General features: G+C 42.6%; 12 protein-coding genes, 6 tRNA genes and 1 rRNA gene. 1 reads left to right on the forward strand and 18 read right to left on the reverse strand.

Annotated elements, in window-relative coordinates; genetic code table 11:
• Positions 1–114 precede the first annotated feature (114 nt).
• Positions 115–2310 carry an ATP-dependent zinc metalloprotease FtsH gene (gene ftsH / locus DL92_RS0113230; protein ID WP_026656194.1) on the reverse strand — a complete coding sequence of 732 codons (2196 nt, stop codon included), beginning with the start codon at positions 2308–2310 and terminating at the stop codon, positions 115–117.
• Positions 2311–2581: 271 nt separating this feature from the next.
• Here ftsH and DL92_RS0113235 point away from each other — a divergent pair, with 271 nt between their 5' ends.
• Positions 2582–4195, forward strand: a complete 1614-nt coding sequence (locus DL92_RS0113235) for a CTP synthase (protein ID WP_026667992.1) — start codon at positions 2582–2584, stop codon at positions 4193–4195.
• 147 nt (positions 4196–4342) lie between these two features.
• Here DL92_RS0113235 and pckA read toward each other — a convergent pair whose 3' ends face one another.
• The 17 genes from pckA to DL92_RS0113320 all read right to left on the reverse strand — a co-directional run.
• The gene (gene pckA / locus DL92_RS0113240; RefSeq protein ID WP_026656196.1) at positions 4343–5956 is read right to left on the reverse strand and encodes a phosphoenolpyruvate carboxykinase (ATP); all 1614 of its coding nucleotides are present in this window, start codon (positions 5954–5956) and stop codon (positions 4343–4345) included.
• Between the two features lie 175 nt (positions 5957–6131).
• On the reverse strand, positions 6132–6989 hold the full coding sequence (gene rsmI / locus DL92_RS0113245; RefSeq protein ID WP_026667993.1) for a 16S rRNA (cytidine(1402)-2'-O)-methyltransferase: 858 nt from the start codon (positions 6987–6989) through the stop codon (positions 6132–6134).
• Positions 6990–7014: 25 nt separating this feature from the next.
• Positions 7015–7755 carry a tRNA1(Val) (adenine(37)-N6)-methyltransferase gene (locus DL92_RS0113250; RefSeq protein WP_026656199.1) on the reverse strand — a complete coding sequence of 247 codons (741 nt, stop codon included), beginning with the start codon at positions 7753–7755 and terminating at the stop codon, positions 7015–7017.
• Positions 7742–8674 (reverse strand): PSP1 domain-containing protein, encoded by a 933-nt coding sequence (locus DL92_RS0113255; protein WP_026656201.1) that lies wholly within the window; start codon positions 8672–8674, stop codon positions 7742–7744. The genes DL92_RS0113250 and DL92_RS0113255 overlap by 14 nt, the downstream gene beginning before the upstream one ends.
• On the reverse strand, positions 8652–9719 hold the full coding sequence (locus DL92_RS0113260) for a DNA polymerase III subunit (protein WP_026656203.1): 1068 nt from the start codon (positions 9717–9719) through the stop codon (positions 8652–8654). Before DL92_RS0113260 ends, DL92_RS0113255 begins: the two co-directional genes overlap by 23 nt.
• Positions 9720–9731: 12 nt before the next feature.
• Positions 9732–10172 carry a YaaR family protein gene (locus tag DL92_RS0113265; RefSeq protein WP_026656205.1) on the reverse strand — a complete coding sequence of 147 codons (441 nt, stop codon included), beginning with the start codon at positions 10170–10172 and terminating at the stop codon, positions 9732–9734.
• Positions 10173–10253: 81 nt separating this feature from the next.
• Positions 10254–10847, reverse strand: coding sequence for a nucleoside/nucleotide kinase family protein (locus DL92_RS0113270; RefSeq protein WP_026656207.1), 594 nt, complete (start codon positions 10845–10847; stop codon positions 10254–10256).
• On the reverse strand, positions 10847–12256 hold the full coding sequence (gene pyk, locus DL92_RS0113275) for a pyruvate kinase (RefSeq protein WP_026656208.1): 1410 nt from the start codon (positions 12254–12256) through the stop codon (positions 10847–10849). The genes DL92_RS0113270 and pyk overlap by 1 nt, the downstream gene beginning before the upstream one ends.
• Positions 12257–12299: 43 nt before the next feature.
• Positions 12300–13751, reverse strand: coding sequence for an aminotransferase class I/II-fold pyridoxal phosphate-dependent enzyme (locus tag DL92_RS0113280; protein WP_026667994.1), 1452 nt, complete (start codon positions 13749–13751; stop codon positions 12300–12302).
• Positions 13732–14337 (reverse strand): HD domain-containing protein, encoded by a 606-nt coding sequence (locus DL92_RS0113285; RefSeq protein ID WP_026656209.1) that lies wholly within the window; start codon positions 14335–14337, stop codon positions 13732–13734. Before DL92_RS0113285 ends, DL92_RS0113280 begins: the two co-directional genes overlap by 20 nt.
• A gap of 185 nt (positions 14338–14522) precedes the next feature.
• Positions 14523–14595: transfer RNA gene (locus DL92_RS0113290), tRNA-Phe, on the reverse strand.
• Between the two features lie 6 nt (positions 14596–14601).
• A tRNA-Met gene (locus DL92_RS0113295) sits at positions 14602–14675 on the reverse strand.
• A 130-nt stretch (positions 14676–14805) separates the two neighbouring features.
• A tRNA-Tyr gene (locus tag DL92_RS0113300) sits at positions 14806–14887 on the reverse strand.
• A 6-nt stretch (positions 14888–14893) separates the two neighbouring features.
• Positions 14894–14966, reverse strand: a tRNA-Thr gene (locus DL92_RS0113305).
• A 30-nt stretch (positions 14967–14996) separates the two neighbouring features.
• Positions 14997–15069, reverse strand: a tRNA-Val gene (locus DL92_RS0113310).
• 32 nt (positions 15070–15101) lie between these two features.
• A tRNA-Asp gene (locus DL92_RS0113315) sits at positions 15102–15175 on the reverse strand.
• A gap of 75 nt (positions 15176–15250) precedes the next feature.
• Positions 15251–15558 (reverse strand): 23S ribosomal RNA (locus DL92_RS0113320); the annotation flags it as partial.

Here is a 15558-nt window from a genome sequence, read left to right on the forward strand (position 1 = left end):
TTAACATTATAATATACCGATGATAATACGACAATCCGTTAATGCAAAAACCCCCGCCATCTGCATTTTTGCCGTTATACAGGCGCAAAACCAAAAAGCGGGGGGAATTATTATTTACTTATTGTCAAAATTATCCGGAACGTGTGAAAATCTTCCGCCTGAAGCATTCTCTTCGGATGCTGTTACGCTCTTTTCCTCAGTCTTTTCTTCAGTTGCAGGTGCAATCTGCTCCTCTGTTTCCTTGGGAGCTTCAGCCTTCTCTGCTTCTTTTGAAGCCTCGGAATCATTGTCTTTTTTCTTGTTTTCCCTCAAAGGAATATTCTCGCCGATCTTGGCAGATTCAGGTCTTACAGCGTAGATACGCTTTTTCTTTGACTCCTCTGCCTCTTCCTCTGTGGGTTCAGGGATGCCTTCAACTTCCCTGTATATCTTCATGAATTCTTTTCCTGTTATTGTCTCTTTCTCAATAAGGAACTCAGCTATCTTGTCGATCGTATTAAGGTGCTCGCTGAGGATCTTCTTGGACTTCTCATAACATTCTGCAAGAAGTGCCTTAACTTCCTCATCAATAAGTGTTGCAGTCTCATCACTGCACTGAAGGACTCTGTTTCCGTCAAGATATCTGTTCTGGATGGATTCAAGCTGCATAAGTCCGAATCTGTCACTCATACCGTAAAGTGTGATCATATTCCTTGCAGTAGCAGTTGCATCCTCGATATCCTGCATGGCACCTGTTGTTACAGTATTAAATATAAGCTCCTCAGCCGCACGTCCGCCGAGCGAAACAATGAGCTGCTCCATGAGTTCATCTTTTGTTCTTAAATGGTTCTCATCCTCAGGAAGACGGAGAACATATCCAAGTGAGCCCTTTGTTCTGGGAACTATGGTAATCTTCTGTACAGGCTCTGTATTTGAAAGAATAGCGCTCACAAGAGCATGACCAACTTCATGGTAGCTTACAAGCTTACGCTCTTCTTTGCTGAGGATTGAATCCTTCTTCTCTTTTCCTGCGATAACCTGTTCAAAAGCTTCCATAAGGTCTTTCTGGCATACAAATTCTCTTCCTGCCTTAACCGCATTGATGGCAGCCTCATTGATCATGTTGGCAAGATCGGATCCTACCGCTCCGCCCGTTGCAAGAGCAAGTTCCTTAAGATCAACGGTCTCATCCATCTTAACGTCCTTGGAATGAACCTTAAGGATTTCTTCTCTTCCCTTAAGATCGGGTTTATCAACGATGATTCTTCTGTCGAAACGACCGGGTCTTAAAAGAGCTTTATCAAGGATCTCGGGTCTGTTTGTTGCTCCGAGGATAAGTACACCCTTTGATGAATCGAATCCGTCCATCTCAGAAAGGAGCTGGTTAAGTGTCTGCTCTCTCTCTTCATTTCCACCGCCGTACTTATTGTCACGGCTTCTTCCGATGGCATCGATCTCATCTATGAAAATGATACAAGGCGCATTTTTGCTTGCCTCGCTGAAAAGATCTCTTACACGGCTTGCACCGACACCGACATAGAGCTCGATGAAGTCTGAACCTGCAAGTGAGTAAAAAGGAACGTGTGCCTCGCCCGCAACTGCCTTGGCAAGAAGTGTTTTACCTGTTCCGGGAGGTCCCACAAGAAGTGCTCCCTTTGGAAGCTTAGCTCCAATCTTGGCGTACTTTGACGGATTATGAAGGAAATCAACGACTTCCACAAGTGACTCTTTTGCCTCATCCTCACCTGCAACATCCTTAAACGTCACGCCGGTTTCTTTCTGAACGTAGACCTTGGCATTGCTCTTACCTACACCGAGAGGGCCGCCGCCTCTTCCCATTCTTCTGAAGATCACTGAAAGAATGAGCCAGAATATAAGTACAGGTGCAACATACTGAAGAATGAACGAAACGATAAGTCCCGCATTATCGGGAACTTCGCTGCTGACTTCAACTCCCGCATCAAGCATTCTCTTTGTAAGGTCGCTGTCATCTTCCGCTTTACCTGTAAAGTAAGTAATCTGGTCCACACCTGCCCAATATGCATATCTAAGGCTGTTCTGATCCTTGTTTTCCTCTTCCTTGGGATAAATGTTTATCCTGTCGTACTCGATAACTATTTTCTCAACTTTTCCCTCATTGACCATGCTGATAAACTCAGTGTAAGATATCTCTTTGTTGGTCTCTGAAGAAAATGCTCTGAGAAAATATGTCATGCAGACCATTGTAATAAGTGCTGCAACAAGTAACAAAATAATATTTTGTCTTCTTGGTGAATTGGATCCACCGCCCCCCATGGGGTTGTTATTTCTCTGATTTTGATTGTTATCCATTCTATTTATTCCTTATATCTATATGCTATACTATTGTAGTAATAATGTTTCAGTCGACACTATTTTCTGAAAAGTCGACAGCATGTGGGCTTTTGCCCTCACATTTAACCATTATATAGTGTACAATTTATTATTTCAATTGTTGATTCTGAAAGTTTTATTAAATTATTTCCACTTATGTATAGATTTTACTCCGGCGAAATTATATAATAATAACTTGTTTTGTTATTAAAATTTTTATCTCGTCAAAAGATCAGGAGGAATATTTAAAATGGCAGTAAAGTATATTTTTGTGACAGGTGGTGTCGTATCCGGACTCGGCAAGGGAATCACCGCTGCTTCACTCGGAAGATTGTTGAAGGCGCGCGGCTACAAGGTTACAATGCAGAAGTTCGATCCATACATCAATATCGACCCGGGAACAATGAACCCCGTTCAGCACGGTGAAGTTTTTGTTACCGAGGACGGCACTGAGACTGACCTTGACCTTGGTCACTATGAAAGATTTATTGACGAGAATCTTGATAAAAATTCCAATGTTACAACCGGTAAGATCTACTGGTCCGTTCTTCAGAAAGAACGTCGCGGAGACTACGGCGGACGTACCGTACAGGTTATCCCTCATATCACAAATGAGATTAAGAGTAAGTTCTACAGGAACTTTACTGATGAGGAAACTCATATCGCTATCATCGAAGTAGGCGGAACAGTCGGAGATATCGAAAGCCAGCCATTCCTTGAAGCAATCAGACAGTTCCAGCATGAGGTAGGACACGAGAACGCTATGCTTATTCTTGTTTCTCTTATCCCTTACCTTCGTGTTTCTCAGGAAATCAAGACAAAGCCCACACAGTCTGCTGTTAAGACTATGCAGGGAATGGGACTTCAGCCCGATGTTATCGTATGTCGTTCAGAGGTTTCACTCGATCAGGATACTAAGGACAAGATTGCGCTCTTCTGTAACGTACCAAGCAATCACGTTCTTCAGAACCTTGACCTTGAGTACCTTTATGAAGCTCCGCTTGCTATGGAAAAAGAGCACCTGGCTCACGTTGCATGTGAATGTCTCAACCTTGATTGTCCCGAGCCCGATCTTACAGACTGGAAGGCAATGGTTGATACTCTTTACTCTCTCAGCCATGAAGTTAAGATTGCTCTTGTCGGCAAATATACTCAGCTCCACGATGCATATATAAGTGTTGTTGAAGCTCTTAAACACGGCGGTATCTCAAATCATACAGCCGTAGATATCAAATGGGTTGATTCTGAAGAAGTTACGGAAGATAATGTTGCTTCCATTCTTTCAGATGTTGACGGTATCATCGTTCCCGGTGGATTTGGAGACCGTGGTATCGAAGGTATGATCCACTCTATCAAGTTCGCCCGTGAGAACAACATTCCTTTCCTTGGTCTTTGCCTTGGAATGCAGCTTGCCATCATTGAGTTTGCAAGAAATGTTATCGGATATAATGATGCTCATTCAATTGAGTTTGAGCCCAATACAACACATCCTATGATTGCACTTCTTCCCGACCAGAACGGTGTTGAGGATATCGGAGGAACACTTCGTCTCGGTTCATATCCTTGCGTTCTTGATAAGGACTCAATGGCATATAAGCTCTTTGGTTCAGAGAATATTACAGAGCGTCATCGTCACAGATATGAAGTAAACAACGATTACAGAAGCGTTCTTGTAAGCAACGGAATGAAGCTTTGCGGCTTGTCTCCCGACGGACGTATCGTTGAGATGATCGAGCTTCCCGAAAACGATTTCCACATTGCTACTCAGGCTCATCCGGAACTTAAGTCTCGTCCCAACAGACCACATCCTCTTTTCTCAGGATTTATCAAGGCTTCTCTTGAGCACGAGAAAAAGAACAGCTAAGAATTAAAAGTAAAAATATTGAGCTATGGTTATGAATGATAAATCACTTCATAAACCATAGCTCTTTTTTATATCATGCTATATTACAAAAGGCGCCGAGATATTCTCTCGACGCCTTTTATCATAAGTCCAAGACTTAATTTCTAATTAAAGCTGAGGGCCTGCAGCAACAAGTGCCTTGCCGTCTGCGTTTCCTTCGTACTTCTTGAAGTTCTTGTTGAATCTCTGTGCAAGATCCTTAGCCTTTGCTTCCCACTCAGAAGCATCAGCGTATGTATCTCTGGGATCAAGGATTGCAGGATCAACTCCGGGAAGTGATGTAGGAACTTCGAAATCGAAGATCGGGATCTTCTTTGTCTCAGCCTTGTTTACATCACCGTTAAGGATTGCATCGATGATTCCACGAGTATCCTTAATAGAAATTCTCTTACCTGTTCCGTTCCATCCTGTGTTTACGAGGTAAGCCTTAGCTCCGCTCTTCTGCATCTTCTTAACGAGCTCCTGAGCGTACTTTGTAGGATGAAGCTCAAGGAATGCCTGTCCGAAGCAAGCTGAGAATGTAGGTGTAGGCTCTGTGATTCCTCTCTCTGTTCCTGCAAGCTTAGCTGTGAAACCTGAAAGGAAGTAGTACTGAGTCTGCTCAGGTGTAAGGATTGATACAGGAGGAAGTACTCCGAAAGCGTCAGCTGAAAGGAAGATAACGTTCTTCGCATCAGGACCTGCAGAGATCTTGTTAACCTTCTGTACGATGTTGTCGATGTGGTTGATAGGATAAGATACACGAGTATTCTCTGTTACGCTCTTATCTTCGAAATCGATCTTTCCGTCTGCTGCAACTGTAACGTTCTCAAGAAGAGCATCTCTCTTGATAGCGTTGTAGATATCAGGCTCAGACTCTTTGTCAAGGCCGATAACCTTAGCGTAGCAACCACCTTCGAAGTTGAATACACCGTTGTCATCCCAGCCGTGCTCGTCATCACCGATGAGGAGTCTCTTAGGATCTGTTGAAAGTGTTGTCTTACCTGTTCCAGAAAGACCAAAGAAGATTGCTGTGTTCTTTCCGTCCATATCTGTGTTAGCTGAGCAGTGCATAGAAGCCATGCCCTTAAGAGGAAGGTAGTAGTTCATCATTGAGAACATACCCTTCTTCATCTCTCCGCCGTACCATGTGTTGATGATAACCTGCTCACGGCTTGTGATATTGAATGCTACACATGTCTCAGAGTTAAGTCCAAGTGCCTTGTAATCCTCAACCTTTGCAAGTGAAGCGTTGTATACTACGAAATCAGGCTTGAAATCTGCAAGCTCTGCATCTGTAGGCTGAATGAACATGTTCTTAATGAAGTGAGCCTGCCAAGCAACCTCAACGATGAAACGAACTGCCATACGAGAATCTTTGTTTGCTCCGCAGAATGCGTCAACAACGAAAAGTCTCTTGTTGCAAAGCTCGTTCTTTGCGATCTCCTTAACCTTTGCCCATGTCTCTTCTGTCATAGGATGGTTATCGTTAGGATACTCCTCTGTTGTCCACCATACAGTGTCCTTAGAATTCTCATCCATAACGATATATTTATCTTTAGGTGAACGTCCTGTGTAGATACCTGTCATAACGTTGACAGCACCAAGTTCTGTGTCCTGTCCTTTCTCATAACCTGTAAGTTCAGGCTTTAACTCTTCTTCATATAAGCACTCATATGAAGGGTTATGAACTATCTCAGTTGTTCCTGTGATACCATACTGACTTAAATTAATCTCTGCCATCTGATTTGACCTCTCTTCTTTTATTTTTGATCTTATGTAATAAATTGTACTCTCTTTTCAATCATCTTTTGAAAAGAAAACAAATTATGACCGATACTTCTTTTATACTACAAAGTCTATCTTTTAACAAGAATTTAGCACAAAAAAAACAAATTCGACTGAAAAATGCTATGGCTTACTTCTCGTTGTTTTCCAAAAGAGCTTGATATATCTCGCGTTTTCCGACTCCTCGGTCCGCAGCAACTTTTTTCATGGCATCTTTATGAGAAAATCCCTCATCTTCATAATATTTCATATGATCTTCGATGCTCATTTCTTTCCAGCTCTGCCTTTTTTCTTCTTCCTGTTCCTCAAGGCTTTTCCCTTCAAGAACAAGCACGTATTCACCTCTGGGTTCATTTTCTTTGTAAAAAGCAATTGCCTGTGCAAGTGTCGTTACGTTAACTTCTTCAAACTTTTTTGTAAGCTCTCTGCATATGCTCACTCTTCTGTCTCCGAGAGTTTCATAAAGGTCATCAAGAACCGCCCTGAGGTGATGAGGCGCTTCGTACAATATGATCGTCCTGCTCTCGGTTTTCAGATCTTCGAGAATTCTTTTTCTTGCTTTTTTATCATCCGATGCGGGTAAAAAACCTTCAAAACAAAATCTTCTCGTACTCAGCCCCGAAAGTGTAAGTGCAGTTATACATGCAGCCGGTCCAGGAAGAGAAGTTACGGGCACTCCGGCCTTATGACACTCAGCCACAAGAACTTCACCCGGATCTGATATCGCGGGCGTTCCTGCATCCGTTATAAGAGCAACATCTTTTCCCTGCTGCATCTGCTCAATAAGATACTGCGCCTTGTCATATTTATTGTATTCGTGATAGCTTGTCATTTCAGTGTGGATATCGAAGTGATTAAGAAGCTTAATGCTGTTTCGCGTATCCTCTGCCGCAATGAGATCTACCTGCTTAAGTGTGTCCAAAACCCTGAAGGTCATATCGTCGAGATTTCCTATGGGTGTCGCACACAGATATAGTGTTCCGCTCATCCGTATTTCCTTTTTGATGCTTTTATCAATATCCGTAGATGTCGAATATTTCCTTTGTGTATTTGCCCTGTTCTTCGTAGATTATGAGAGGACTCTCAACTTTTATCCTTGATTTTCCTCCCCTTACTCCTTCAATGAGAACCATGCCGGGCTCTTTGTCGATAAAAGGATGAACCATCCTCATTCTCTTTGGCTCCAGCTTATATTCATGCATTGTGACCATTATCTCCGCAAGTCGGAACGGTCTGTGTACCATGTAGAACTTTCCGCCGGGCTTAAGGCATTTTGCCGCCGCTGCCACTACATCTTTTAACTCACACAGAACTTCGTGTCTTGCAATCGCTTTCGGCCCGTCCGGATTCTGCAGTCCGTGCCCGCCGATCATGTAAGGCGGATTACTTGTCACAACATCAAAAGAAGCAGCTCCGAATATCTGACCTGCCTCTTTAATATCGCCTTGAATTATTTTCACCCGATCTCGGAGGTCGTTTAGTTCAACGCTTCTGTCCGCCATCTCAGCGCTTTCAGGTTGAATCTCCAATCCTATAAGTTCACTTGCCTTGGTCTTGGCTGCCATCAATATCGGTATTATTCCGGTTCCGGTTCCAAGGTCAAGCACTCTGCCATTTTCCGGTGCATCCGCAAATCCCGACAATAATACCGCATCCATTCCAAAACAAAATTTTTCGGGATCTTGTATTATCCTATAGCCGTTCCTTTGAAGATCATCCAGTCTTTCTCCGGGTTTAAGATTAATTGTCCCCAAGTTTTGACTTTCCTTCCTGTTTCTCTATGCGCTCAAGCTTCTCAAGCTCTTTGACATCCTCATCATCACGGTGATTGTCTTTTGTATTATTCTTTTTCTTCTGTCTCTTCTTGGTGTACTCGATCTCATCAAGCTTATAATCGTGTACTTCCTTCTCGTCGTCAACATCGACAAGGAGCTTTATCGTCTGGCGAAGGATATTAACGCTCGCAACTTCACCCTCGTATCCGTCCTTCGTCTTGCAGAAGTCACCGACTCCGGGCATCATGCGGTTAAGCTCTTCGTAAACATCCTCTTCGTTTTTAAGACAGCACATAAGTCTTCCGCAAACTCCGGAAATCTTGGTCGGATTAAGGGAAAGGCTCTGCTCTTTGGCCATCTTGATCGAAACGGGCACGAAATCGGAAAGGTAAGTGTGGCAACAAAGTGTTCTTCCACAAATACCGTAACCACCGATAATCTTGGTCTCGTCTCTTACGCCGATCTGCCTGAGCTCAATCCTTGTCTTAAATACAGCCGCGAGATCTTTTACCAGCTCTCTGAAATCTATTCTGCCGTCCGCAGTAAAGTAAAAGAGAATCTTGTTATTATCAAAGGTATATTCAGCGTCTATAAGCTTCATCTCAAGATTGTGCTTCTTGATCTTCTCAAGACAGATCTTGAATGCCTCTTTCTCTTTTTCCCTGTTGGCCTTCTCCTGCTCGTCGTCTTTGGTACTTGCTGTTCGAAGCACCGATTTGAGTGGCTTGACAACCTCGCTGTCTTCCACCTCTCTGGGTTCTCCAACTACTGTTCCGTACTCAACTCCACGGGCTGTCTCTACGATTACGTGATCGCCTTTTTTGATCACATACTTTCCCGGTGAAAAGAAATATATCTTTCCGGCTGTTCTGAATCTAACGCCGATTACTCTTGTCATAAATGTACCCCTTAATTGCAATGAGCATAAGCTCAAGTACAAGATCTATATTAACATTGGAGTTTATGCGATTTCTCGCTTGATCCATTGTTTTTATTATTTCGTTCAGTTTTTCATATGAAATGTTAACTGTAACACTTCTAATATACGACAACTTATCAGTGAAAATCAAGTGATCGGGATTCTCAGTCGCCTTGTAGACAAGCATATCCCTGAACAAAAAAACGAGAATATCCATAAAGTCTTCAAAGTTCTTTGAGTCGATTCCTTTTTTCGCTGTCTTGGCGTCTTCTTCCAAAGGCGCAAGCAGAGTATGCAGCCTGTCCATGATATCGTGGATCTCAAGCCGCTCTAACTTAGATATAAGCTCAATCGTGGAATCTTTGAGGTTTTCAAAACGCTCATTTGACGCAAGTTCCAGCGCTTTTCCGACATTTCCCCTCGCAAAAGACGCACAAAGCATCGCCTTATAATCCACCACCTGACACTCTTCCATAAGATATTTCTTGATAGAATCGTCCTGAGCAGGCTTCATTGGCAGTACTATGCATCTGCTTATGATTGTCTGCAGAAAAGCATTGATATTGCTTGTAAGAATTATTATGACTATATATGACGGCGGCTCTTCAAGCGTCTTAAGAAGCGCATTCTGTGCTGCCGGTGTCATCTTTTCGCCTTCCGGGATGATGTACACTTTATGCTTACTCTCATATGGCTTTATGACAACATCATCGCGTAGTTTCTGTCTGATGTCGTCAACACCTATACTTCCCGGCTTCTCATGAGTTATCGTTATTATATCGGGATGGCTGTCACTTAGTGCCTTTACACAGGATGGGCATGTGTTGCACGCTTCCGTGTATCCGTCCCGCTCTTCTCTGTTCTCGCACTGGAGTGCCTTGGCAAAAATTCTTGCCACAAATTCTTTTCCCGAGCCGACTTCTCCGGATATTATGTATGCATGAGATATTTTATCCGCCAAAAGAGCATTCTGCATGTGTTCTTTTAGCTGCCCCTGATCGATAATCTCGGAAAAATCCGCCATTTTCACTCCTCTTTAAGTAAATATGTCCAGCAATAACCCCTGTATCTGACCTATTTTTGCAAGTATCCCTATGTTGTCTTTTTCATCTTTAACAAGTTCTTTTGCCAAAGCATCAAGTTCGTCATCAACCTGCCTGATTATTCCGTACACGCGATGGCGTCCCTTTCTGTCCAGAAAGTTCTCACGTGAAAAAGCATGAGACCTTGATACTACTTCATTCATAAAATCTTTAATAAGAATCCTGTAACGCTGCATGTCTTTGATGTCGTTGCGTTTCGCAATTCTCTCGCCCTGTTGAACAATATCCTGCAACATAAGATTAAGCCTCTCCGCAAGCCCTGTATCCTCGAGCTTGGAAGTAAGCATAAACTTAAAATCGCCATTTGCTTCTTTGGGCTGTTCCGGCCCTGTAACCTGAGCTGTCTGACCGATATTGTTTACTTTGATATCCATGCCGCGCACCTCTTAATCCGGTATGCCGACGCACTTACTATAGATTCAATGTTCCGGCACACTTATGCTTCTACATATATTTTATCGTATTTTCTGCGCTATGTATTCAGTAATTTCCTTAATACAGTCGTCAATCTCAGCATTGTTCTCAAAACGTTTTTCTATCTTCGCTTCCGACAGCTTTGTTTCGCTAAAATCTTCTTCATCCGCAAGGAATCTTCTGCACATCTCGTCATATCTGGGATTTTCCTGCTCATCCTCGCGATGCATTGCGCGCTCAAGCCTTGTTCTTGCGCTTGTGTCTATATAAACAGGCACCACATTTTCTTTTCCAAAATAATCTCTTATGTAGCAATAGGACTCAAGTGTACCGATTATCAGATAGTCGCCGTCACTTAAGTCGATCTGTCCGTCATCAGCCGTAAAATATCTCCAAATGCCACATTTGGTGTTGTATGCGCGCTCTTCGATTATCTTGTTATCTGCCTTAAGCTGCTTATACTCTTCTTCATTCTTGAAAAGATACTGAACACCGTCTGTTTCGCCCTCACGCATGGGTCTTGTAGTGTAAGAGACAACTTTTTTAAGTCCCAAATCTTTTTCTCTCATGAGTTCACGATAGATAGTGTCTTTTCCAGACGAGCTTTTCCCCATTAAAAGAAATATTTTTCCCATCAGAGCTCCTCAACACGTATCATATTGGTTCTTCCGGGTATTCCGAGAGGTACACCCGCTGTAAGTACTACTTTATCGCCTTCCTTGAGAAGTCCTGCGTTCTTTGCAGAATTGATTGCTTCTTTAAAGAGTTCGTCCGTTGTATCTTCCTGTCTGATGTGAAGAGGTGTTACTCCCCACATGAGGTTAGTCTGTCTGCAAACCGTAGGCTTAGTTGTGCATGCGATTATCCTGCAGCTTGGCTTATATCTTGATACCATTGCAGCTGTAAATCCAGACATTGATACAGTAAGGATTGCGTCTGCACCGACTTCAGTCGCGATATTACATGTCGCATGTGAAATAGCTGTTGTAGAATCGGAAGGAGCGTAATCTCTCTTTTTAAGTCTTCCGACGTAGTCAATATCCTGCTCGGTGCGCTCTGCGATTCTAGCCATTGTCTTTACCGCTTCTACAGGATAATCTCCCGAAGCAGTCTCGCCAGAAAGCATGATTGCTGTTGTTCCGTCATATATAGCATTCGCAACGTCTGTTACTTCTGCTCTTGTCGGTCTTGGATGATGGATCATGGAATCAAGCATCTGTGTTGCTGTGATAACATATTTACCCTTTGATTCCGCTAGCTTTATCATCTCTTTTTGGATAACCGGAACATCTTCAAAAGGAACTTCTACACCCATGTCTCCTCTTGCAACCATGATTCCGTCCGCTGTATCAATAATTTCCTCAAGGTTATTAATACCCTGTGTACTTTCAATCTTTGCAATTATCTTCATGCAGCTGTTCTTTGCATCAAGGATTTTCCTGACATCAAGAACGTCCTCTTTTGTTCTGACAAAAGAAGCTGCAACAAAATCAAATCCCTGGTCACATCCAAACTCGATATCACCTCTGTCCTGCTCACTAAGATATGGCATTGTAAGCTTTGCTCCGGGAACATTTACGCCCTTCTTATCGGATATAGGTCCGCCGTTTACTACGGTACAGATGATATCTTCTTTTGTTACTTCATCAACCTTAAGCTCAATAAGTCCGTCATCAAGAAGGATTGTCATTCCCTCTTTGCAATCGGATGTAAGCTCTTTATATGTAATTGAAACTTCGTCCTTAGTTCCGGCAACTTCCCTTGAAGTCAGAGTGAACTTCTGGCCTGCAACAAGCTCCTCTTTGCCATTGGCAAAATCTTTGAGTCTTATCTCAGGTCCCTTTGTATCAAGCATAACTGCTATAGGAAGATTGAGTTCTTCACGAAGTTTCTTTATTCTGTCATATTTTCTCTTGTGCTCTTCATGTGATCCGTGAGAAAAATTAAAACGTGCAACGTTCATACCTGCAAGCATTATCTCACGTAACTTATCCTCATTCTCACTTGCCGGTCCGATTGTACAGATTATCTTGGTTCTGCGCATGTAATTCCTTTCTTGCTATAAAAAATAGTTCGCCATTTGTATATTACTTTATTGTTCTTACGTAAAAGCCCGTCCCACTGGGCTCAGAAATCACGCCTTGAACATTTAAGTCTTCTTCAATATATCCGCAAATATCCTGAATAAGTTCCTCTGAAAACTCTTCTCCCGGCACAATAAGCGGAATTCCGGGCGGATAAAGATTTATAAAATCTCCGGCCACTTTTCCTTTTGCCTCTTTAAGCAGAGTTTCATCAGTAGGTCTATCCCATGCTTCGCTCAATTTCATTATAACATTGGGATATTCTGTAAATCCTTTTTTGCAAATAGGATCATTTACAGATGTTCCGGTATTTATCTTAGTTTTCTGGATTTTTTCATCTAGTTCCGAGACTGCTTCTATAAGCCTGTCGATACCTTCAGTCGTATCCCATCCTGACAAAATGGCAAGCGCAATTTTATCTCCCGCCATCTCAAGTTGAAGATTATATTCCTCCCGAAGTATACCATATATCTGCTTTCCTGTCATTGTCCCACTACTATCACAGATCACAACTTTGGCAGGATCGTCTATCATCTCACGTCCCGGTATTACAATGTTCTTAAGCGATCTTGTCTTGTAGGATATTCTGTTTCTGTAGTCTAAAAGAGCTTCTATATAGCGATCTCCGTTTTCTTCCATCTCCTGCATACAAAGATCTATTGAAGCCATCAAAACATATGACGGGCTGCTTGTCTGATATATTCTCAGATACTTCTTAACTTTATCAGAAAGCTCCTCATTCTCAGCAATATGTACAAGCGAAGTCTGCGTCATTGACGGAAGAGTTTTGTGGACACTGTGGATAACTATGTCCGCTCCAAGATTAATTGTGTTTTTAGGAACGGAATCATACTCTCCGTCTTTATCATATTTTTTTCCGAATCCAAAATGCGCACCGTGAGCAGAATCCACTATTAGTGGGATTCCTCGCTTATGACACGCATGTGCTATCCCTTTTATGTCCGAGCATCTGCCTTCATATGTGGGCGATGTAATAAACACCGCTTCAACCTTTTCATCAAGAAAGTTTTCCACATCCTCTTGTGTATAAGTTCCCGGAATTTTAAGTTCGTCATCGGATTTATCGGGAAGATATTTGATATCAAGCTCTCTTAGAAATGCCGCATGATAAAAAGATTTATGACTTCCCCTTGCGGCAAGAATTGTTCCACCCTTCTTTACAGCCGCTGAAACCGCTGCAAGCACGCCTGCCGTACTTCCATTCACACAAAAGTACGTCCTATACGCGCCATATATCCTGTTTGCGCGTTCTTCAGCCTTAAGGATAATTCCCTCTTCATCATGAAGATTATCAAAGTCATCAATTTCTGTAATATCACAACGAAAAGCACCCTTTAACGGGGTGCTCTCAATGTTTCTTTTATGTCCGGGCATGTGAAACGGATACTGCCCGCTCTCTGAAAGCTCAATGAGCTTATTGTAAAGATTCTGCATAGTCGATTGCGATTATTCCCTTCTTCAACTTGAGCGTCTCAAGTGTAGAAGCATATTTGTCCGCAACACAAACTATCCATGCCTCTCTGCATCTGGGCGGATTAATTGTAAGCGGCCACATATGCTTTTTTATTATATCTTTCTCTCTCTTTGAGAGATTATAGTCCTTTACTGCATTCTTAAGTGCTATACCCGGATGATAGAATCCATGTAACTTGGGGTGAATATTTCCCGGAGCACTTCCATCATGCCAATCATACAAGAAATAATCATGTAAAAGAGCTCCTCTGACAAGAGATCTAAGGTCTGCTCCCGTATTAAATCTTGCATCAAACTTAAGTGCGCAAAGCGCTACATGAATACAATGCTGATAAACAGTCACATCACCGTGCTGTATAAATTTTGTCAATTGCAAATACCTCTGATCACCTAAAAGCTCACTACCATATTTTTTAAGTAAAGAAAGAATCATAGGGTCATTCTCTAATTGATCTAATATATTTGGATCAAAGTTCTCTTCGTTATATTCCTTTATATCGAGAACAGTCTTAATTGCTATCTTATCGTTTTCGTTAAGCTTAAACATGTAACTCCTTGATGAAAAATACTTCTATAACTGTAATACTTTATATATAACTCGTAAAATAATATTATTTATCTTAGCACAAAAAGAAGAAAAAAAAATAAAATCTAATGAAATACGTAAAAAAACTCAGTAAACAATATAGTCAACTGAGTCAAGATAAAGCATATTCGATTAATAAAAAAAGATGCCTAGAGTCGGAATCGAACCAACGACACGAGGATTTTCAGTCCTCTGCTCTACCAACTGAGCTATCTAGGCATGTAGTAGCGGGGACAGGATTTGAACCTATGACCTTCGGGTTATGAGCCCGACGAGCTTCCAGACTGCTCCACCCCGCGTCATTATAAAAATCCGTACCTCGTACGAATCGTATTGAATTGGGATTCACACTAAACTCGATAATACCTCATTAAGTGTTCACCCATGGCTCGCACTAAACTCGTACACTCGTTAAGTGCTCTGCACAAATGGATGGCGGTGGATTCGAACCACCGAAGCAATTTGCAGCAGATTTACAGTCTGTCCCCTTTGGCCACTCGGGAAGCCATCCATATAGAGCCGATGAGCGGACTCGAACCGTTAACCTGCTGATTACAAATCAGCTGCTCTGCCAATTGAGCCACATCGGCTTACACACACGAATTGTGTAAGAAGAAAAATGGGACCTACAGGGCTCGAACCTGTGACCCTCTGCTTGTAAGGCAGATGCTCTCCCAGCTGAGCTAAGATCCCGTTCTCTTTATTCAAACAATATTTAGTTTGAGCGACCCGAAGGGGGTTCGAACCCCTGACCTCCGCCGTGACAGGGCGGCGCTCTAACCAGCTGAGCCACCGGGCCATATTATTTAAGGTTTTGTACCTTCAAAACCGAACACTGAATTATCTCTTCCAGAATTACCAAAAAACCAACCCTTAGGATAAGCCCTCGACCTATTAGTACACATCAGCTGAACATGTTACCATGCTTACACCTTGTGCCTATCTAACCTCGTACTCTACAAGGGGTCTTACTGCCGAAGCAGGGATATCTCATCTTGAGGGGGGCTTCACGCTTAGATGCCTTCAGCGTTTATCCCGTCCGGACGTGGCTACCCAGCCTTATGCATCTGGCGATGCAGCTGATACACCAGCGGTCCGTCCATCCCGGTCCTCTCGTACTAAGGACAGCTCCTCTCAGATATCCTACGCCCGCGCCGGATAGGGACCGAACTGTCTCACGAC

The organism is Butyrivibrio sp. AE2005 (assembly GCF_000686965.1).
Taxonomy (GTDB): domain Bacteria; phylum Bacillota; class Clostridia; order Lachnospirales; family Lachnospiraceae; genus Butyrivibrio; species Butyrivibrio hungatei_A.